The organism is Burkholderia sp. WTPI3 (assembly GCF_021483755.1).
Taxonomy (GTDB): domain Bacteria; phylum Pseudomonadota; class Gammaproteobacteria; order Burkholderiales; family Burkholderiaceae; genus Burkholderia.
The window spans coordinates 26,139-44,567 of sequence record NZ_JAGIXF010000026.1 but is presented as its reverse complement, the minus strand read 5'-3'; the positions used below and the strand labels follow the sequence as shown (position 1 = coordinate 44,567).

Annotated in this window: 20 protein-coding genes; 11 read left to right on the top strand and 9 right to left on the bottom strand. The window is 66.4% G+C overall.

Features of this window, described 5'->3' with window-relative positions; genetic code table 11:
• Positions 1-217: 217 nt before the first annotated feature.
• The gene (locus J7024_RS16550; RefSeq protein WP_234745306.1) at positions 218-1,429 is read left to right on the top strand and encodes a winged helix-turn-helix domain-containing protein; all 1,212 of its coding nucleotides are present in this window, start codon (positions 218-220) and stop codon (positions 1,427-1,429) included.
• Positions 1,430-1,496: 67 nt separating this feature from the next.
• Here J7024_RS16550 and J7024_RS16545 read toward each other — a convergent pair whose 3' ends face one another.
• The 3 genes from J7024_RS16545 to J7024_RS16535 form a co-directional block, all read right to left on the bottom strand.
• Positions 1,497-1,715 (bottom strand): DUF1653 domain-containing protein, encoded by a 219-nt coding sequence (locus tag J7024_RS16545; protein WP_124830587.1) that lies wholly within the window; start codon positions 1,713-1,715, stop codon positions 1,497-1,499.
• Positions 1,716-1,779: 64 nt separating this feature from the next.
• Positions 1,780-2,223: a GNAT family N-acetyltransferase gene (locus J7024_RS16540; RefSeq protein WP_124830586.1), complete on the bottom strand. Its 444-nt coding sequence runs from the start codon at positions 2,221-2,223 to the stop codon at positions 1,780-1,782.
• Positions 2,224-2,317: 94 nt separating this feature from the next.
• Positions 2,318-2,644, bottom strand: a complete 327-nt coding sequence (locus tag J7024_RS16535; protein WP_199568879.1) for a DUF4087 domain-containing protein — start codon at positions 2,642-2,644, stop codon at positions 2,318-2,320.
• A 278-nt stretch (positions 2,645-2,922) separates the two neighbouring features.
• Between J7024_RS16535 and J7024_RS16530 the strand changes: the two genes are divergently transcribed.
• Positions 2,923-3,546 carry an HAD hydrolase-like protein gene (locus J7024_RS16530; protein WP_124830584.1) on the top strand — a complete coding sequence of 208 codons (624 nt, stop codon included), beginning with the start codon at positions 2,923-2,925 and terminating at the stop codon, positions 3,544-3,546.
• A 397-nt stretch (positions 3,547-3,943) separates the two neighbouring features.
• Complete coding sequence (locus J7024_RS16525; RefSeq protein ID WP_234745305.1) at positions 3,944-4,513, top strand: DUF4142 domain-containing protein; 570 nt, start codon at positions 3,944-3,946, stop codon at positions 4,511-4,513.
• Positions 4,514-4,610: 97 nt separating this feature from the next.
• Here the strand turns inward: J7024_RS16525 and J7024_RS16520 are convergent, their stop codons facing one another.
• Positions 4,611-5,210 carry a GNAT family N-acetyltransferase gene (locus J7024_RS16520; RefSeq protein ID WP_124830582.1) on the bottom strand — a complete coding sequence of 200 codons (600 nt, stop codon included), beginning with the start codon at positions 5,208-5,210 and terminating at the stop codon, positions 4,611-4,613.
• A gap of 75 nt (positions 5,211-5,285) precedes the next feature.
• Complete coding sequence (locus J7024_RS16515) at positions 5,286-6,200, bottom strand: LysR family transcriptional regulator (protein WP_199568880.1); 915 nt, start codon at positions 6,198-6,200, stop codon at positions 5,286-5,288.
• A 109-nt stretch (positions 6,201-6,309) separates the two neighbouring features.
• On the opposite strand from J7024_RS16515, the gene lysA reads away from it, so the two are divergent.
• From lysA to J7024_RS16480, 7 genes are all read left to right on the top strand, one after another.
• Complete coding sequence (gene lysA / locus J7024_RS16510) at positions 6,310-7,548, top strand: diaminopimelate decarboxylase (protein WP_124830580.1); 1,239 nt, start codon at positions 6,310-6,312, stop codon at positions 7,546-7,548.
• A gap of 148 nt (positions 7,549-7,696) precedes the next feature.
• Entirely contained in the window at positions 7,697-7,990 is a 294-nt protein-coding gene (locus J7024_RS16505; protein ID WP_124830579.1) for a hypothetical protein, read from the top strand.
• 157 nt (positions 7,991-8,147) lie between these two features.
• Positions 8,148-8,951, top strand: a complete 804-nt coding sequence (locus tag J7024_RS16500) for a transporter substrate-binding domain-containing protein (protein ID WP_175752192.1) — start codon at positions 8,148-8,150, stop codon at positions 8,949-8,951.
• Between the two features lie 67 nt (positions 8,952-9,018).
• On the top strand, positions 9,019-9,678 hold the full coding sequence (locus J7024_RS16495; protein WP_124830577.1) for an amino acid ABC transporter permease: 660 nt from the start codon (positions 9,019-9,021) through the stop codon (positions 9,676-9,678).
• Positions 9,679-9,722: 44 nt separating this feature from the next.
• A complete protein-coding gene (locus tag J7024_RS16490; RefSeq protein WP_124830614.1) occupies positions 9,723-10,448 on the top strand; it encodes an amino acid ABC transporter ATP-binding protein in 726 nt (241 codons plus the stop codon).
• Positions 10,449-10,499: 51 nt separating this feature from the next.
• Entirely contained in the window at positions 10,500-11,687 is a 1,188-nt protein-coding gene (metC, locus tag J7024_RS16485) for a cystathionine beta-lyase (RefSeq protein WP_124830576.1), read from the top strand.
• Between the two features lie 95 nt (positions 11,688-11,782).
• Complete coding sequence (locus J7024_RS16480; RefSeq protein ID WP_124830575.1) at positions 11,783-12,127, top strand: DUF3088 domain-containing protein; 345 nt, start codon at positions 11,783-11,785, stop codon at positions 12,125-12,127.
• A 133-nt stretch (positions 12,128-12,260) separates the two neighbouring features.
• On the opposite strand, the gene J7024_RS16475 is transcribed toward J7024_RS16480, so the two are convergent.
• Positions 12,261-13,148 carry a DMT family transporter gene (locus tag J7024_RS16475; protein ID WP_124830574.1) on the bottom strand — a complete coding sequence of 296 codons (888 nt, stop codon included), beginning with the start codon at positions 13,146-13,148 and terminating at the stop codon, positions 12,261-12,263.
• A 127-nt stretch (positions 13,149-13,275) separates the two neighbouring features.
• Between J7024_RS16475 and J7024_RS16470 the strand changes: the two genes are divergently transcribed.
• Positions 13,276-14,757 (top strand): aminotransferase-like domain-containing protein, encoded by a 1,482-nt coding sequence (locus J7024_RS16470; RefSeq protein ID WP_175770700.1) that lies wholly within the window; start codon positions 13,276-13,278, stop codon positions 14,755-14,757.
• A 9-nt stretch (positions 14,758-14,766) separates the two neighbouring features.
• Here J7024_RS16470 and J7024_RS16465 read toward each other — a convergent pair whose 3' ends face one another.
• The 3 genes from J7024_RS16465 to J7024_RS16455 all read right to left on the bottom strand — a co-directional run bounded on the left by J7024_RS16465 (position 14,767) and on the right by J7024_RS16455 (position 18,429).
• Complete coding sequence (locus J7024_RS16465; RefSeq protein WP_007180368.1) at positions 14,767-15,852, bottom strand: IS630-like element ISBmu8 family transposase; 1,086 nt, start codon at positions 15,850-15,852, stop codon at positions 14,767-14,769.
• A 68-nt stretch (positions 15,853-15,920) separates the two neighbouring features.
• Positions 15,921-17,351, bottom strand: a complete 1,431-nt coding sequence (locus tag J7024_RS16460) for a purine-cytosine permease family protein (protein ID WP_175752196.1) — start codon at positions 17,349-17,351, stop codon at positions 15,921-15,923.
• Between the two features lie 145 nt (positions 17,352-17,496).
• The gene (locus tag J7024_RS16455) at positions 17,497-18,429 is read right to left on the bottom strand and encodes an electron transfer flavoprotein subunit alpha/FixB family protein (protein WP_199568882.1); all 933 of its coding nucleotides are present in this window, start codon (positions 18,427-18,429) and stop codon (positions 17,497-17,499) included.

The window sequence follows — 18,429 nt, the reverse complement described above, 5'->3', positions numbered from 1 at the left end:
GAGAATCCCGGATTCGCTTCCTGCGTGCCATGGACATATCGTGCGTCGGAAGCGGAATCGTTGCGCGCACATTTCGTCGCGCCATGACTGCACTATAGGGAAACTCGCGCCGCGCATCTGTCAACCATTGTCAGACGCCAACCCTTGCCCGCGCCGCACACGCGCGCCGCTTTCGCGCTAAAGTGGTGCCCGACCGTCACCCTCAGTTGCCGTTCCGATGCTTACGCTCTCGCCCGTCGCCGCCCGCGCGCTGCATCTCGCCGCGCAGGGCCTGCTGACTCCGCCGCGCCGCAAGGCGACCAAGGCCGACGTGCTCGACACGATCCGCCGGATGGCGCAGTTACAGATCGATACCATTCACGTCGTCGCGCGCAGCCCGTATCTCGTGCTGTTCAGCCGCCTCGGCGACTTCACCCCGCAGTGGCTCGACGAACATCTCGCCGAGGCGCGCCTGTTCGAATACTGGTCGCATGAAGCGTGCTTCCTGCCCGTCGAGCAGTTCGGGCTGATGCGCTACAAGATGCTCGATCCGTCCGGGATGGGCTGGAAATACGCAGCCGAATGGCACGAACAGAATCTCCCCGACATCGAGCGGCTGCTCGTGCGGATTCGCGACGAAGGCCCGGTGCGCTCGGCGGACTTCATCCGCGAAGACGGCGCAAAGGGCAACGGCTGGTGGGACCGCAAGCCGGAGAAGAAGCATCTCGAGGTGCTGTTCACGACCGGCGACCTGATGGTGTCCGAACGCCGCAACTTCCAGCGCGTGTACGACGTGCGCGAGCGCGTGCTGCCCGGCTGGGACGATGCGCGCGACCTGCCGCCGCGCGAAGCCGTGCTGCCCGCGCTGCTCGACTACACGTGTCGCGCGCTCGGTGTCGTGCGGGCCGACTGGGTGGCCGACTACTATCGGCTGCCGCGCCGTTCATACCGCGCGGAGCTCGATCGGCTCGCCGACGCGGGCGACCTGATTCCGGTGGAGATCGCCGACTGGAAAGAGCCCGCCTACGTGCATCGCTCGCTCGAATCGCTGCTGCCGGCCGCCGCGGCCGACACGCTGCGCTCGACGGTCACGACGCTGCTGTCGCCGTTCGATCCGGTGGTGTGGGACCGGCGGCGCGCATCGACGCTGTTCGGGTTCGACTACACGATCGAGTGCTATACACCCGCGCACAAGCGGCGCTACGGCTACTTCTGCCTGCCGGTGCTGCATCGCGGCCGGCTGATCGGGCGCGTCGACGCCAAGGCGCATCGCATGCTCGGCACGTTCGAGCTGAAGGCTTTCCATGTCGAGCCCGGTGTGCGGTTCGGCGCCGGGCTCGCGGCCGATGTCGCGAAGGCCGTGAAAAAGCTTGCGGCATGGCACGGGACGCCCGCGGTGACGGTCGCGCACGCGCCGCCCGAGCTGGAGAAGGCGCTGGCGGGCGTGTAACGCCTGCGTCATTGCGTCGGCCGGCGACGATGCATGCTCCGCTTGCGCGAACGTCACCTGCTGCCGCTCAGTCGCGCAGCTTGCGAAAACGCGGCGTGCCGTCCTGCAGGTTCTCGTTGAACATCGCTTCCGGGCGCACCCACAGACCGCGCGCATGCGGCCACAGATGCTCGTATACGACCACCGATTCCTCGGTTTCGGAATGACGGGCGACGCCGATGTAGCGATACAGCCCGCCCTTGTAGTGACGATGTGTGGCGAGCTGTTCGGCTTCCTGTTCGGTCATATCTGCTTTCCTTCGGCAAAAACGAAAGCGCGTATTGTATGCGCTCGTATGCGCTCGCCGTGCGTCAGCGTTTCGCGTAGATGTCGGGGCGGCGGATCTCCATCAGCCGCTCGGGATTCGCGGACGGCCCGAAGCCGACCGGGCGGTACAACTCGTGGGCATCGGTCGTCACCAGCATGATGCGGCGCAGGCCCTGCACCATCGGCTGCGCGAAGACGTGGTCGATCAGCGCGCGGCCGTAGCCGTTGCCGCGCTCGGCCGGCAACACGAACACGTCGCACAGGTACGCGAACGTCGCGTGATCGGTGACGAGCCGCGCAAACCCGACGAGCCGGTCGCCGACATACGCGCCGAAGCACAGCGACCCTTCGATCGCGCGTTCGACGACGTCGCGCGGAATGCCCTGCGACCAGTACGCGTCGCGATGCAGGAAATCGAAGATCGCGTCGATGTCGAGCTCGCGCTTGTCGGTGGAAAATCTCAGCGTGGCGGGTGTGGCTGCGGGCACGTCGGCTCTCCGGTCGGATCGGGGCGGAGCAGCCACGATAGCGCGGTGCGGGGTGGGCGACAAGCGATTGGCTTCAATCCGCCGCTTTCCCCGCTCACGGCGCCGGCAATGCGCGATCGGCCTTGCAACGCTTCAACGGCAGCGGCCGGGCCGCGACGATCCGCGTCACCTCGCGAGTGCGCGGGTCGATTTCCAGATCGAGGCATGCGCAGCCGTAGCCGTGCATCCCCGCGTTGGTCACGACCCACCCGCGCGTCGACATGTCGGGCATCTCGTCGAGGCCCGGCACCGGCGGACTGCCCTGCGTCGACAGCGTCCAGCTGGCGTCCTTGTCGACCAGCCACCAGTTGGCCGGCGTCGGATTCTCGAGCCATCCGCAGCGCTTTTCCGGCGCGGCGGCGGCGGGCATCGCGACGGTCAAGGCGAAGGCCGCCCCGAGAACCCACGTCGCAGGGCGAGTACGCGCGATTTTCATGTCGGTGAATGCGGACGGAAGAAACGCCGACAGCATACCCGCCTTTGCGTCCGTTACGCGTCCGTTACGCGCCCTTTCCTGCCCATGCACGAATTCCTGCGAATCGGGTAGCCTGTGCGCAACCTGCTTGCGGCGCCGGCCGCCGGCCACGCCCGACTGGAAGAAGACACTTCAATGCGCGGCCGCGCCGCGCTCGCCGCCCGATAACGCCACCACGCTGTCTCATGCCCTACCGACTCATCGCGTTCGACTTCGACGGCACGCTCGCCGATTCGCTCGACTGCTTTCTCGCGGCGCTGACGCAGGCGTCGCGCCTGCACGGCTTTCGCGACGCCACGCCCGAACTGCGCCCCGCGCTGCGCGGGATGTCGGCGCGCGAGATCATCCGCGCGCTCGAGGTGCCGATGTGGAAAGTGCCGCGCGTGACGGTCGACATGCGTCGCCTGATGCGGCCGCACATTGCGCGGGTGAAGCTGTTCCCCGGCGTCGACGACACGTTCGATGCGCTCGCCGCGCGCGGGATCCGTATCGCGATCGCGACGTCGAACACCGAGGACATCGTGCGCGACCGGCTCGGCCCGCGCGCCAGCCGTCACGTCGATCTCTTCGCGTGCGGCATTCCGTTGTTCGGCAAGGCGCACCGGCTTCGCGCACTCGTGCGCGAAGCCGGCATGCAACCCGCCGAGGTGCTGTACGTCGGCGACGAAATCCGCGATGCCGATGCGGCACGCCGCGCGGGCATCGCGTTCCTGGGCGTCGCATGGGGCTATACGGCGCCCGACGCATTGCAGTCGCATTGCGCGACGCCGCTGCTCCCGCGCCTCGACGCCCTGCTCGATCGCGTGTGACCGACGTCGCGCGATTCGATGCGACGTCACGCATACGGTGTGCATCCGCTACGTGTCCGACCCGCGCGACGATGAAACGCCGACGACACGCGTGCACGCCGCATCCATTTCAAGCACACCGTGCACGCAAGAATTGCCGCCGCGATACGCGCGACAGGTACGCGCTACCTGCCCGTTCGCGCGCCCATCGACTCGTCTTACCAACCGTTACACAAGGCACAGCGCGGTTGCACCTGCTACCCGGACGCTCTCCTAGAATCAGTCGGGCCGCGAAACACTTCGACCGCCATCGCGGCAGAGCGGCGGTCGATTCCGGCCCGGGCGCGCCCGGTCTCTCGCAAAGCTGCGGATCACGCGATCCGTCCGTTAATCAGAGCCCCGATCGAAAGGAGGTCCCATGAACCGCTTTCCCACCCTCTCGCGCCTTGCATTGTCTGCCGCTGGCCTGCTGTTCGTCGCCGTGACGGCGAATGCGCAAACCGCGCAACCGTCGCCGTCCGCACCGGCCGCCGCAGAGACACGCATCCACGAAGCCGACCAGACCTTCATAACGAACGGCACGAAGACCGTGTCGACGCAGCACGACGCAGCGCGCATCGCCGATTCGCGCACGTCGGACAGCCAGGTGAAGGCATTCGCGCAACGCGTGTCGACCGACGATGAAAAAATCATCCAGGCGATGCGCGCAGCGAGCCCGCGCGGCGTCGACGTGCCGGCCAACAATCCCGACACCACCGTGCTGGACAGCATCAAGAGCCTGCGCGGCGCGGATTTCGACAAGGCGTATATCGAACAGGTCGCGCTCGCCGGCGAGCAGAAGACGATTTCGGCGTTCCAGGCCGAAATCGCCTCGGGCCGCGACACGAAGCTGAAGGAAGTCGCACGCCAGTCGCTGCCGATCCTGCAGGCGCACTACGCGGACGCGCAGAAGCTCGCGCAGCGTCACCACCTCGCATCGGCACAGTAACGCGATGCATGGCCGCGCATCGCGCGCGGCACACGACGTCCCCCCATCGTCGCGCCGCCCCTTCCGGCGGCGCGATGCATACAACACCCGTTACGCGTCACGTCGCAAGCTTCGCCTTCAACCGCTCGCGCACTTCCGGCCATTCGTCGTCGATGATGCTGAAGCGCACCGAATTGCGCTTGCGGCCGTCGGGCATGATCCGTTCGTGACGCACGATCCCTTCCTGCTTCGCACCGAGCCGCAGAATCGCCGCACGGGACTTCTCGTTCAGTTCGTCGGTCGTGAACTGCACGCGCACGCAATGCAGCGTGTCGAACGCGTACGCGAGCAGCAGCCATTTCGCTTCGGTATTCGCGCGCGTGCGCTGCGACGATTCGCCAAGCCACGTATGACCGATCTCGAGCTTGCGATGCTGGCGGTCGATCTTCCAGAAGCGCGTGCTGCCGATCACGCGGCCCGACGCGCGATCGACGATCGCGAACGGCATCACGGTGCCGCTCGCGCGCCCTTGCAGCGCGGTGTCGATATACGCGTCGACCGTCTCCTCGCCCGGCACGACCGTGACCTTCAGGTTCCACAGTCGACCATCGGCGGCGGCATCCAGCAGCGCCTGCCGGTCGGACGCTTCGAGCGGCCGCAGTTCGATGCGCTCGCCGGTGAGCGTCGGTTGTGCGAGGGAGGATGAAGCGTCGTTCATGACGGGTTCCGTTTCCGTGAAAGTGAGGACGAGGATGGCAACGACTGCGGCGAAACGTTCATCATACGGCCGCCGCTAACCGGGCAGCGCAGCGAGCCGGCGCCGGATCGCTTTCGCTTCGCCGCGCAGCGCGTCGGCGAATGCGTCGACGAGGAGGCTCTTCGGCCGGTGCTCCGGCACGATCACGCTGACGCGATACGGGAACGCCCGCGTGAGCGGCCGCACGTGCAGATCGCGCCCGACGAAATCGAGCGCAGTCAGCGGATTGACGATCGCGGCGCCGAGCCCCTGCCGCACGAACGCGCACACCGACACCGCCGACGGCGTTTCGATCACCGAGCGCGGTGCGACACCGAGCTGCGCGAACGCCTCGTCGATCATGATCCGGTACGGGTCGTTCAGCGACAGGCTCACGAACGGGCGATCGGCGAGATCCGCGAGATCGATCGCATCCTTCGCCAGCAGCGGATGGCCGTCGGGCAGCACGCACACCTCGTCGACTTCGAGCAGCGGCGTGAGCAGGGTGCCGGCCGGCGCGACGTCGTGCTCGGTCAGCCCGAGGTCGTAGCGTTGCGCCGTCAGCCACTCCTCGAGCACCGGCGACTCCTGCGTCGCGACCGACACGCTGACGCCCGCATGCGCGTCGTGAAAACGCCGGCACGCCCCGGGCAGGATCGCGTGCGAGAACGCCGGCAGCGCGATCACCGACAATTGTCCGTCGCGAAACTCGCGCAGCCGCGCGGCCGTCGCCGCGACCCGCTCGAGCCCCACATAGGCGAGCCGCACGTCGTCGAACAGCGTGAGCGCGGCCATCGTCGGCCGCAGCCGGCCATGCGAGCGCTCGAACAGTGCAAAGCCGACCACCTGCTCCATGCGGGCGAGTTCGCGGCTGATGGTCGGCTGCGACGTATAGAGCATCTCGGCCGCTCGCGTCGTGCTGCCGGTGACCATCAGCGCGCGAAAAACCTCGATATGCCGGTGTGTAAGCATGGCACCCTATATCCAGAATGAATCGAATATCGATAAACAGGCATTTTACCGCATAGCCTTTCAGGCGCATCATTCACGCTATCCGTTCATTCGATCCGATTCATCCGCCATGTCTCTCGATTCCCGCCAGCTCGCGGCGCTCGCGCAGCAATACGGCACCCCGCTGTGGGTGTATGACGCCGACGTCATCCGCGACCGCATCGCCCAACTGCGCCAATTCGACGTGATCCGTTATGCGCAGAAGGCGAACTCGAACCTGCATATCCTGAAGCTGATGCGCGAGGAAGGCGCGTGCGTCGATGCCGTGTCGCTCGGCGAAATCGAACGCAGCCTCGCGGCCGGATTCAGTCCGGCAGGCGAACCGGAAGGCGTCGTGTTCACGGCCGACCTGATCGACCGCCCGACGCTCGCGGCCGTGCTCAAGCACGGCGTAACCGTGAACGCCGGCTCGCTCGACATGCTCGCGCGCGTGGGCGAGCATGCGCCCGGCCATCGCGTATGGCTGCGCGTGAATCCGGGTTTCGGCCACGGCCACAGCAACAAGACCAACACCGGCGGCCCGCAAAGCAAGCACGGGATCTGGATCGACGACGTGCCGCGCGCGATCGAGATCGTGCGCCAGTACGGGCTGAAGCTGGTCGGCATCCACATGCACATCGGCTCGGGCGTCGACTACGGCCACCTGTCGCAGGTGTGCGATGCGATGGTCGACCTCGTCACGTCGCTCGGCCACGACATCGAAGCGATCTCCGCGGGCGGCGGCCTGTCGATCCCGTATCGCGACGGCGAGCCGCGCGTCGACGTCGGCCACTACTTCAGCCAGTGGGATGCCGCGCGCAAGCGGATCGAACGGCATCTCGGCCACGCGGTGCGCATCGAGATCGAACCGGGCCGCTTCCTCGTTGCGGAAGCCGGCACGCTCGTCACCGAAGTGCAGGGCGTGAACCGCCGGCCAAAGCACGACTTCGTGCTGATCGATGCGGGCTTCAACGACCTGATGCGTCCGTCGATGTACGGCAGCTATCACGCGGTGTCCGTGCATGCGCACGATGGCGCACTGCCCGCCGGCCGGCCGCTCGTCGACATCGCGATCGCCGGACCGCTGTGCGAATCCGGCGACGTGTTCACGCAGGACGCAGGCGGCGTGGTCACGCACCGCAAGCTCGCGCAGCCGCAGATCGGCGACCTGCTGTTCCTGCACGACGCGGGCGCGTACGGCGCATCGATGTCCTCGAACTACAACAGCCGGCCGCTCGCACCGGAAGTGCTCGTCGATCGCGGCACCCCGCGGCTGATTCGCCGCCGGCAGACGATCGACGAACTGCTCGCGCTCGAAACGTTCGAGTAACCGCGCCTTCACGCCGCGTTCGACACCGCTCGAACGCTCACGGCCAGGCTTGCCGCTTCAGGCATGCCTGGCCGTTTTGCTTTTGGCGCGTGCCGCTCGCGCAGGGCAACCGCTCGCGCACGCCGTAGCACCTCATGCTGCGCACCCCGTGCAACCGCAGCAGATCGCCTGCATCACGTTCCACACAGAGAGAAAAACATTCCACGGCGCGTGGAAAGTGCCTGCATTTTTGGAAGCACTTTCCTTTTTGACAAAACTAAGATTGCCCTCAGTCGTTCAGCATTTGCGTCGCCGGATACGCATCGACGATGCAGCCGGTCTACCTCACTCGCAAGCCGCACGGGCAATCATGAACACGATGCTTGAACTCCTCGCCGCACACCGGAACCCGTTCGATACGAACGCCGTGCGGTCCGCCTGCGCGCGCGAACGCAAGCCGTAACGCATCGCGGCGAACGGCTCGCGCCGCACTCGCCGCCACACCGTCGCGCGCCGCGTCTCGCCGCGGCTCCTTCGATCCGATTCCCGCCCACGGCGACGCCGCCCGTCGCTGCGGACACGCACACCCTGAATTTTCGACAACGACCACGGAGACGACCATGAAGAAACACTTCAACCCGACGCTCAAGCAAGGCCTCGCCGCCGCCCTCCTCTGCGTTGCGGCCACGGCCTCGCACGCGGCGGACCTGCTCGACACCGTCAAGCAGGCCGGCGTGCTGAAGATCGCGCTCGAAGGCACCTACCCGCCGTTCGACTACCGCAATGCCGACGGGCAGCTCGAAGGGTTCGACGTCGACGTCGCGAAGGCGGTCGCCGCCCGGCTCGGCGTGAAGCCGCAGTTCGTCACGACCGAATGGAGCGGGATTCTCGCCGGGCTGCAGGCCGGCAAGTTCGATGTGATCGTGAACCAGGTGGCGATCACGCCGTCGCGCCAGCAGGCGCTCGATTTCAGCACACCGTACGTGTATTCGTCCGCGCAACTGCTGCAACGCCAGAACGACACGCGTGCGTTCAAGTCGCTCGGCGAACTGAAGGGCAGGAAAGTCGGCGTGACGATGGGCAGCAACTACGTCGACCTCGTGAAAACCGTGCCAGCGATCGATCTGCAGGTGTATCCGGGCACGCCGGAAAACCTGCGCGACCTCGCGGCGGGCCGCATCGATGCGGCGGTCAACGACCGCCTGATGCTGAGCTACCTGATCAAGAACTCGCACCTGCCGCTGCGCCCCGGCTCCGTGCTCCCCGGCGGCGAAGACCAAATGGGCATCCCGTTCCGCAAGGGCAATCCGAAATTCGCGAAGGCGATCGACGACGCGGTCGCATCGCTGCAGCAGGACGGCACGCTGAAGAAGATCTCGATGCAGTGGTTCGGTGCGGACACCTCCCGGCCGGTCACGCAATAACGCAGCGCTGCAAAGGCCCGCGCACCCCGATGCGCGGGCCGTCGAAAACACAATCAGGAGACACGTGGTGGAAGCACTCGATCTGATCATACATACGCTGCCCGTCATGGTGAAGGGCGCGCTGCTCACGCTGAAGTTCGCGGTGGCGTCGATGGCGCTCGGCCTCGTCGTCGGGCTCGTGGCCGCCATCATGCGCATCGGCAGCAACCGGCTCGCGTCCGGCCTCGCACAAGGCTACGTGAGCCTGATGCGCGGCACGCCGCTGCTCGTGCAGATGTTCGTCGTCTACTACGGACTGCCCGATCTCGGCATCACGCTCGACCCGACGACGGCGGGCATCTTCACGCTGACGCTCAATGCCGGCGCGTACCTGTCCGAAAGCATGCGGGGCGCGATCCTCGGCATCGGCCGCGGACAATGGGCGGCGGCGCACAGCCTCGGCCTCACGCACGTGCAGACGCTGCGCTATATCGTCTGCCCGCAGGCGCTGCGCCTGGCCGTGCCGAGCCTCGGCAACACGCTGATCAGCCTGATCAAGGACACCTCGCTCGTGTCGGTGATCACCGTCACCGAGTTGCTGCGCTCGACGCAGGAAGTGATCGCCGCGACCTTCCAGCCGCTGCCGCTCTACCTCGCCGCCGCCGCGATCTACTGGGTTCTCAGCACGCTGCTCACGCGCCTGCAGGGCCGCGTCGAAACGCGTCTCGCGCTGCCGTCCACGCATTGAGCAGGCGCGCGCCCATCGACATGAACCTCAACCACGGACACAACATGATCACGCTCGACAACGTTTCGAAGTGGTATGGCAAGCATCAGGTCCTTTCCGCATGCAGCGCGGCGGTATCGAAAGGCGAAGTGGTCGTCGTGTGCGGGCCGTCGGGCTCCGGCAAGTCGACACTGATCAAGACGATCAACGGCCTCGAGCCGTTCCAGAAAGGCAGCATCGTCGTCGACGGCATGCGGCTCGGCGATCCCGCCGCGAAACTCGCGCAACTGCGTGCGCGGGTCGGCATGGTGTTTCAGCATTTCGAGCTGTTTCCGCACCTGTCGATTACCGACAACCTGACGCTCGCGCAGGTCAAGGTGCTCGGTCGCCGCAAGGACGAGGCGATCGAGAACGCGATGAAGCTGCTCGATCGCGTCGGCCTGAAGGCCCATGCGCACAAGTATCCGGGGCAGTTGTCCGGCGGGCAGCAGCAGCGCGTCGCGATCGCGCGCGCGCTGTCGATGAACCCGGTCGCGATGCTGTTCGACGAACCGACCTCCGCGCTCGACCCCGAGATGATCAACGAAGTGCTCGACGTGATGGTCGAGCTCGCCCGCGACGGAATGACGATGGTGTGCGTCACGCACGAGATGGGCTTCGCGCGGAAGGTCGCACATCGCGTGATCTTCATGGATCAGGGTGCGGTGGTCGAGGATGCGGCAAGCGATGCGTTCTTCGCCGCGCCGCGCTCCGATCGCGCCCGCGACTTCCTCGACAAGATCCTGCACTGAGCACACGACGGCCGCACTGCTTCGATTGACCGACTTTCAAAGGACGACATCTTGAACCACCCGCACTCGACCGACACACTCCTCGCTCACGAAGGCCGCTCGCACGGCCAGCCCGGCTCGCCGGTGAATCCGCCCGTGTACCGCCAGTCGACGCTGCTCTTTCACGGCACCGATGCGCTCGACGCGGTGCGCGGCACGCCGCTCGCTTACGGACGGCACGGCAGCCCGACCACGCGCGCGCTCGAGAAGGCGCTCGCGCGTCTCGAAGGCGCGCACGCCGCACTGCTGACACCGAGCGGACTCAGCGCGATCACGACCGCGCTGCTCGCGGTGCTCGATCCCGGCGACCATCTGCTGATGGTCGACTCCGCGTACGACCCGACGCGCTCGTTCTGCGACGAAACGCTCGCGCGCCTCGGCATCGAAACGACGTACTACGATCCGTCGATCGGCGCCGGCATCGCGTCGCTGATGCGACCCAACACGCGCGCGATATTCACCGAATCGCCCGGCTCGCTGACCTTCGAGGTGCAGGACATCCCCGCGATCTGCCACGTCGCACACGAGCACGGCGCGGTCGTGCTGCTCGACAACACGTGGGGCACGCCGCTGAATTTCCGTTCGTTCTCGCATGGCGTCGACGTGTCGATCCACGCGGCAACGAAATACATCGCCGGGCATTCCGACGTGCTGATGGGTGTAATCCTGACCACCGAGGCGCTCGCGCCGAAAGTCACGCGCTGCTACCGGCAGCTCGGGATGACCGTCAGCGGCGACGATGCGTATCTCGCGCTGCGCGGCCTGCGCACGCTGTCGGTGCGGCTCGAGCGGCACCAGCGCAATGCGCACGTGTTGACCGAATGGCTCGCGCAGCAGCCGGAAGTCGCGCAGATCCTCTATCCGGCGCGGCCAGGCGATGCCGGCCACGCGCTGTGGCAGCGCGACTTCACGGGCGCGTGCGGGCTGTTCGGCCTGGTGCTGCATCCGCAGCCCGACGAGGCCGTGCGTGCGCTGCTCGACGGGATGACGTGCTTCGGCATGGGCTACAGCTGGGGCGGCTTCGAAAGCCTGATCATCCCGTCGAACCCGTCGCGTCATCGCACCGCGACGTCATGGGCTGCCGCCGGCCCGCTGCTGCGCATTCACGCGGGGCTCGAGCATCCGGACGACATGATCGCCGACCTCGACGCCGGTTTCGCGAGAATGCGTGCCGCCGCGGCCGCATTCGTGGAAGCCTGACATCGGGCAACGCAGCGCATCTCGCGCACGCCTGTTCGTGCCACGACGCATCACATCTTTTTCAACGTTCGACCACCACTGATAGCGAGGCCATCATGAAAGACACGCTGTTCATTCTCCGCCCGGGTTTCTTCAAGGACTCCGAAGGTCCGTTTTACTGCGGCGACTCGGTTGCCGTCGAAGGATTGCTCAGTTTCTATCCGCAATTGCGCGACGCGGTCGCGGTCGAGTACATCGACGCGCCGCGGCCGCGCCAGCCGATCGTCGCGCTGATCGGCGAGGACAATCAGTCGGCACCCGTGCTCGTGCTGGCCAACGGGCAGACACCGAAGGATGATGCGCTCGGCGTGCGCGAGCACAACGGCCGTCGCTTCATCGATTCGCCCGCCGATATCCGGCGCTATCTGTCGTCGCAATACGGCGTTGCGCACGTTGCGTAAGCACGCCGACGCCTGATGTCGACGGGCGCCGGCGAACGGGCCGCGCAACATGCGCGGCCCGTCTTGCGCGACGCTCGGCGCGCGGCAGAGCCGCTCGTTCGGCTTGGCCCGTCACGTCGCCGTGCACCGCGCGTCAGCCCGCGCGCTGCATCGGCGCCATTTTCGAAAAGTACTTCGCGCCCGCGACGCAGCCGACGACCACGACCGTCACGACGAGCATCGACGGCGGCACCGCCTCGTGCAGCAGCCCGGCTGCGAGCAGGAAACCGAAGAACGGCTGCAGCAGTTGCAACTGGCCGACGCCCGCGATCCCGCCGAGGGCGAGCCCGCGATACCAGAACACGAAGCCGATCAGCATGCTGAACAGCGACACGTAGGCGAGCCCCCACAGCGCGGCGGCGTCGACGCCGTCGAACGTGGCCGGCCACGTGAACCACGCGAGCGGCAGCATCACCGGCAGCGACAGCACCAGCGCCCACGAGATCACCTGCCAGCCGCCGAGCTGGCGCGACAGGCGCGCGCCTTCCGCGTAGCCGAGCCCGCATGCGACGATCGCGGCCAGCATCAGCGCGTCGCCGACCACCGACGCACTGCCGCCGTTGCGCAGCGCAAACGCGGCCACCGCGCCGCTGCCGAGCAGCGAGAAGATCCAGAACGGCAGCCTCGGCCGTTCGCCGCCGCGCCACACGCCGAACAGCGCGGTCGCCAGCGGCAGCAGCCCGACGAACACGATCGCGTGCGCGGACGTCACGTGCTTTAACGCAAGCGCGGTCAGCAACGGAAAACCGACCACGACCCCTAGTGCGACGACGACGAGCGACGCGGTCTCGGCGCGCGTGGGCCGCTTCTGCTTCAGCGCGACGAGCAACCCCAGGCCGAGCACGCCGGCAATCGTCGCACGCGCGAACGTGAGGAACAGCGGGTCGAGCCCCTGCACCGCGACGCGTGTCGCAGGCAGCGAGCCACTGAAAATGATCACGCCCAGCAAGCCGCTGAGCCATCCGTCGGTCGTCTTTTGCACGGCACATCCTGATCGGAAAAAGGGGGATGTCTGATAATCCGCCGCCCGCGAAATGCGCGTAAGCTACAGCTCAATACAATTCGGACAAACTGTACTGAACAACCGGCCGTACAGTTCACCCTTCGCCATGAGCCAATCCGCCCAGCACCTCGCCCCGCCCGCGGCATCGCGCACGCGTGTGGAAACCGTGATGGACACGCTGCGCGCGCGGATCGCGAGCCGCGCGCTGATGCCTGGCGCGCGCGTGCCGTCGATCCGGATGATGGCCGACGCGCTGCATGTGTCGAAATCGACCGTCGTCGACGCGTACGAACGGCTCGCGAGCGAAGGCGTGCTCGTCGCGCGGCGCGGCTCCGGCTTCTACGTGTCGGGCCATGCGCCGCCGCTCGCGCTCGCCGAACTCGGGCCCCGCCTCGATCGCGAGCTCGATCCGCTGTGGCTGTCGCGCCAGGCGCTTGAAGCGGCGCCCGGCTCGGTGAAACCCGGCTGCGGCTGGCTGCCATCGTCGTGGCTGCCCGACGAGAGCCTGCGCCGCGCGCTGCGCGCCGTATCGCGCGACGAACCCGACGCACTGACCGACTATGCGACACCACTCGGGCTGCCCGCACTGCGCCAGCAGCTCGCGTGGCGCCTCGCGCAGCACGGCATCCATGCGGAGCCCGCGCAGATCATGCTGACCGACGGCGGCACGCATGCGCTCGATCTGGTGTGCCGGCTGCTGCTGGAGCCCGGCGACACCGTCGTGCTCGACGACCCGTGCTACTTCAACTTCCAGGCGCTGCTGCGCGCGCATCGTGCGCGGATCGTCAGCGTCCCGTACACGCCGAACGGCCCCGACCTCGCGCGCTTCGAGCAGGTGCTCGTCGAGCATCGTCCGCGGCTCTACATCACGAACGCGGCACTGCACAACCCGACCGGCGCAACGCTCGCGCCGCCGGTCGCGCACCGGCTGCTGACGCTCGCGGCCGAGCATGGGCTGCTGATCGTCGAGGACGACATCTTCGCGGACTTCGAGAGCACGCCCGCGCCGCGCCTCGCGGCATTCGACGGGCTGTCGCGCGTCGTGTCGATCGGCAGCTTCTCGAAGACGCTGTCGGCTGCGATCCGCTGCGGCTATGTCGCCGCGCGTCCCGAATGGATCGATGCGCTCGTCGACCTGAAGCTCGCGACGTCGTTCGGCAATGCGCAGATCGGCGCGAACGTCGTGCATCGGCTGCTCGTCGACGGCACGTACCGGCGCCATCTCGACAGCCTGCGCGCGCAGCTCGCGGACGCGATGGGCGAGACGATCCGGCGGCTCGCGCGCGCCGGGCTCGGGATCTGGACGGAACCGCGCGGCGGACTGTTCGTATGGGCGGAGTTGCCCGACGGGCTCGACGCCGCGCACGTCGCGCGCCACGCGCTCGATCACGACGTGGTGCTCGCGCCGGGGAACGTGTTCAGTGCGGCGCGCAGCGCGACGTCGTTCATGCGCTTCAACGTGTCGCGCTGCAAGGGGCCAGCGGTGTTCGATGCGCTTGCGGGGGCGATGGAGGCGGCGCGGGCCGCATCGCACGACCCCGACACGCCGCCGCCCGTTACGCGCAATCGCGAGCGAACCGTGACCTAGTGGTCTGCGTCAAACAGATTGCATCTTATTCAGTTTGGCCCTGGCACGCGTGACTTTCGCGAGGATGTCGGAGGCTTTTGCTGTCCAGATGAATGGTTTCGGATGACGATTGTGCTTCTGCACGTACTGTTCGATTGTGCTGACCAATTCGGGTACCGAGCGGAACGCCGCACGTCGCAACTGGTTCACTGATAAGTCACGAAAGAAGCGTTCGACCATGTTGAGCCAAGAGGCACTGGTGGGCGTGAAATGCATGTGGAATCGCGGGTGCTTGGCAAGCCATGCCTGTACCTCGGGGTGCTTATGGGTTGCATAGTTGTCAGCGATCAAATGCAGCTCCTTGTCCTTGGGCGTGTTGCGATCGATCTTGCGCAAGAAGCTCAACCACTCCTGGTGACGATGTTTAGTCTGGCACTGGCCAATGACACTGCCATCGAGCGTGTTCATCGCGGCAAACAGCGTCGTCACACCATGGCGCTTGTAATCGTGCGTCATCGTTTGAGCGCGACCTCGCTTGAGCGGCAAGCCCGGCTGGGTCCGATCAAGTGCCTGGATCTGGGACTTCTCATCGCAGCACAGGACCAAGGCGTGCTCCGGGGGATCGAGATACAGCCCGACGATGTCCTCGAGTTTCTCGGCAAAGTGCTTGTCGTTCGATACCTTGAAGCTCTCTAACCGATGCGGCTTGAGGCCATGCGCCTGCCAGATGCGCCGCACGCTCGCCTCACTTATGCCGGCCACCGCTGCCATGCTGCGTGTGCTCCAATGCGTCGCGTTATCCGGACGTTGCTGCGTCGTCAGTGCCACAACGGTCTTGACCTTGCGCGCGGAGATCTTCGGCTTGCGCCCGGGTCGCGTCTCATCCCGCTCGATCCCCGTCACACCGTCAGCTATAAAGCGAGCGCGCCAGCGTGCGACCGTGCCTCGCCAGATAGCCAGGTCCGCACTGATCTCTTTATCTGTCTTTCCCTGCGCTGCGAGCAAAATCATCTTGGCGCGCTCAGCCAGTCGAACCGGAATCGTCCGGCCAGTAGCCCACGTCTTTAACTGTTTGCGCTGTGCTTCACTTAGCTCAACTTTCGCCGCGATTCGCATGAGTTCTCCCTCCGTATCAAGGAGACTCGTAAACCGCGATTAAGTTGCATTATTTGTGACGCACTACACTAGTCGACGTCGCGCGCCGAGTCGGACAGGATCAGGCGATCCGGCACGCTCGCCACGGCGCCGCGCGACGCGACGTAGTACAACAAGCCCGGCACGACGATGCCGACGATCCACGACACGTCGACGCCGCCTAGCGCATCGACCCACGGCCCGGTGTAGAACCCCGTCGCGACGAACGGCATCTGCACGAGCACGCCGACCGCGTAGACCGCGATACCGACGACGTTCCAGCGGCCGTACCGGCCGTCGGGGTCGAACAATGCCGGCACGTCGTAACGCTCGCGCGTGACGCAGTAATAGTCGACGAGATTGATCGCGCTCCACGGGGTGAAGAACACTAGCAGAAACAGCAGGAACGACGAGAACGCTTTGAGGAAATCGTGCTGCCCGGCCAGCGCGATCCCGCTCGATGCGGCGACGGTCAGCAGCACGAACGCGATGCGCGTGCGCGGCGAGATCTCGCGTCGCCCGCCGAAGCCGGTCAGGATCGCCGCAACCGACATCACACTGCCGTACGCGTTGAGCGTCGTGATCGTCAGCTTGCCCAACGCGATCGTGAAATAGAGCACCGCTGCGATCGTACCCGTCGCGCCGAGGCCGACGATGAACGCGACCTCGTGCCCGGCGAAGCGATCGCCGGCGAGCGCCGCGGCCAGCACGCCGAACGTCATCGATACCTGCGCGCCGATCACGGTGCCGCAGAATACGGCGGCAAAGGTCTTGACGGGCGACGTCGCTCTGGGCAGGTAACGGGAATAGTCGGCGACGTACGGTCCGTACGCGATCTGCCACGACGCGGACAACGACACCGCGAGCAGGAACGACGCGGGCGTGAAGTGGCGATTCGCGAGCAACGCGCCGAGCGCGGGCCCGTTCAGCAGGCTCGCAAACAGATACAGGAATGCGAGCGTGCCGACGATGCTCGATATGCGCCCCATTGCATGAATCGTCCGGTAGCCGAGACCGGTGAGCAGCACGACGAGCGCGGAGAAGATCAGGATCGCGGCGGTATGGCCGACATGCAGCAATTCGGCGATCGCCTGCCCGGCGAGGACCGTTCCGCCCGCGGAGAATCCGACATACATCACGCAGACGAGTGCGAGCGGCACGATCGCGCCGTACACGCCGAACTGCACGCGGCTCGACACCATCTGCGGCAGCCCGAGCTGCGGCCCTTGCGCCCCGTGCAGCGCCATCACCGCGCCGCCAAGCACCTGGCCTGCCAGCAAACCGATCAGCGACCAGAACACGTCGCCGCCGAGCACCACCGCCAGCGCGCCGACGACGACTGCCGTGACCTGAAGGTTCGCGCCGAACCACAGGGTGAATTGACTGAACAGGTTGCCGTGGCGCTCGGCATCGGGAATATGGTCGATCGAACGACGCTCGATCAGCGACGGATTGGCGACAGGTGAAGCGGTACGTTCCATGCTCGGCTCCTGACCGGTGGAAAACTGCGCTTGGGGGTTCGCTCGGACCAGAGGCATCAGGCCGCGGTCCTTCGCGTGAATCGCATGCCGGTTGCAATGACACGGCATGCGGGCAGGATCAGTGGATCCTGATGAGTTGCAGGGATCAGAGCGACGCGGTCAGTTGCGGGACAAGCTCGTGCAGATCGCCGACGAGACCGTAATCGGCCACGCTGAAGATCGGCGCCTCCGGATCCTTGTTGATCGCGACGATCACCTTCGAATCCTTCATGCCGGCCAGGTGCTGGATCGCACCCGAGATACCGACTGCGATGTACAGCTGCGGCGCAACGATCTTGCCGGTCTGGCCGACCTGATAGTCGTTCGGCACGTAGCCTGCATCCACTGCCGCGCGCGATGCGCCGAGTGCCGCCGACAGCTTGTCCGCCAGCGGCTCCAGCACCTTCGTGTAGTTTTCACCGCTGCCCAGACCGCGGCCGCCAGACACGATGATGCTTGCCGACGTCAGCTCCGGACGGTCCAGCTTCGTCACCTCACGGCTCACGAATTGCGACTTGCCTGCGTCGGCTGCCGCTTCGATCTTCTCGACCGATGCGCTGCCGCCTTCCGCGGCTACCGGATCGAAACCCGTCGCACGCACCGTGATGACCTTGATCGGGTCGCTCGACTGCACCGTCGCGATCGCGTTGCCCGCGTAGATCGGGCGCTCGAACGTATCGGCCGAGTCCACTGCCGTGATGTCCGAGATCTGCGCGACGTCCAGCTTCGCGGCGATGCGCGGCGCGATGTTCTTGCCGTAGGCGGTAGCCGGCGCGAGGATGTGCGAGTAATCCTTCGCGATGTTCAGCGCGGTCGCCTCGACGTTTTCCGCCAGGCCCGCTTCGAGTTGCGGCGCGTCGGCCAGGAGTACCTTCGATACGCCCGCAATCTTCGACGCCGCATCGGCCGCGCCCTGCGCGTTGTGGCCCGCGACCAGCACGTGAATGTCGCCGCCGATCTTCGCCGCCGCCGCCACCGCGTTCAGCGTCGCGGCCTTGATCGACGCGTTGTCGTGTTCTGCAATCACCAGAATCGTCAT

What these genes read in the sequence shown, in the direction of transcription:
- J7024_RS16545 (WP_124830587.1), bottom strand. Translation starts at nt 1,715, where the DNA reads ATGACCGAACAGGAAGCCGAACAGCTCGCCACACATCGTCACTACAAG.
- J7024_RS16490 (WP_124830614.1), top strand. Translation starts at nt 9,723, where the DNA reads ATGATCACGCTCGACAACGTTTCGAAGTGGTATGGCAAGCATCAGGTC.
- J7024_RS16530 (WP_124830584.1), top strand. Translation starts at nt 2,923, where the DNA reads ATGCCCTACCGACTCATCGCGTTCGACTTCGACGGCACGCTCGCCGAT.
- J7024_RS16500 (WP_175752192.1), top strand. Translation starts at nt 8,148, where the DNA reads ATGAAGAAACACTTCAACCCGACGCTCAAGCAAGGCCTCGCCGCCGCC.
- J7024_RS16480 (WP_124830575.1), top strand. Translation starts at nt 11,783, where the DNA reads ATGAAAGACACGCTGTTCATTCTCCGCCCGGGTTTCTTCAAGGACTCC.
- J7024_RS16470 (WP_175770700.1), top strand. Translation starts at nt 13,276, where the DNA reads ATGAGCCAATCCGCCCAGCACCTCGCCCCGCCCGCGGCATCGCGCACG.
- lysA (WP_124830580.1), top strand. Translation starts at nt 6,310, where the DNA reads ATGTCTCTCGATTCCCGCCAGCTCGCGGCGCTCGCGCAGCAATACGGC.
- J7024_RS16465 (WP_007180368.1), bottom strand. Translation starts at nt 15,852, where the DNA reads ATGCGAATCGCGGCGAAAGTTGAGCTAAGTGAAGCACAGCGCAAACAG.
- J7024_RS16550 (WP_234745306.1), top strand. Translation starts at nt 218, where the DNA reads ATGCTTACGCTCTCGCCCGTCGCCGCCCGCGCGCTGCATCTCGCCGCG.
- J7024_RS16460 (WP_175752196.1), bottom strand. Translation starts at nt 17,351, where the DNA reads ATGGAACGTACCGCTTCACCTGTCGCCAATCCGTCGCTGATCGAGCGT.
- J7024_RS16515 (WP_199568880.1), bottom strand. Translation starts at nt 6,200, where the DNA reads ATGCTTACACACCGGCATATCGAGGTTTTTCGCGCGCTGATGGTCACC.
- J7024_RS16525 (WP_234745305.1), top strand. Translation starts at nt 3,944, where the DNA reads ATGAACCGCTTTCCCACCCTCTCGCGCCTTGCATTGTCTGCCGCTGGC.
- J7024_RS16520 (WP_124830582.1), bottom strand. Translation starts at nt 5,210, where the DNA reads ATGAACGACGCTTCATCCTCCCTCGCACAACCGACGCTCACCGGCGAG.
- J7024_RS16455 (WP_199568882.1), bottom strand. Translation starts at nt 18,429, where the DNA reads ATGACGATTCTGGTGATTGCAGAACACGACAACGCGTCGATCAAGGCC.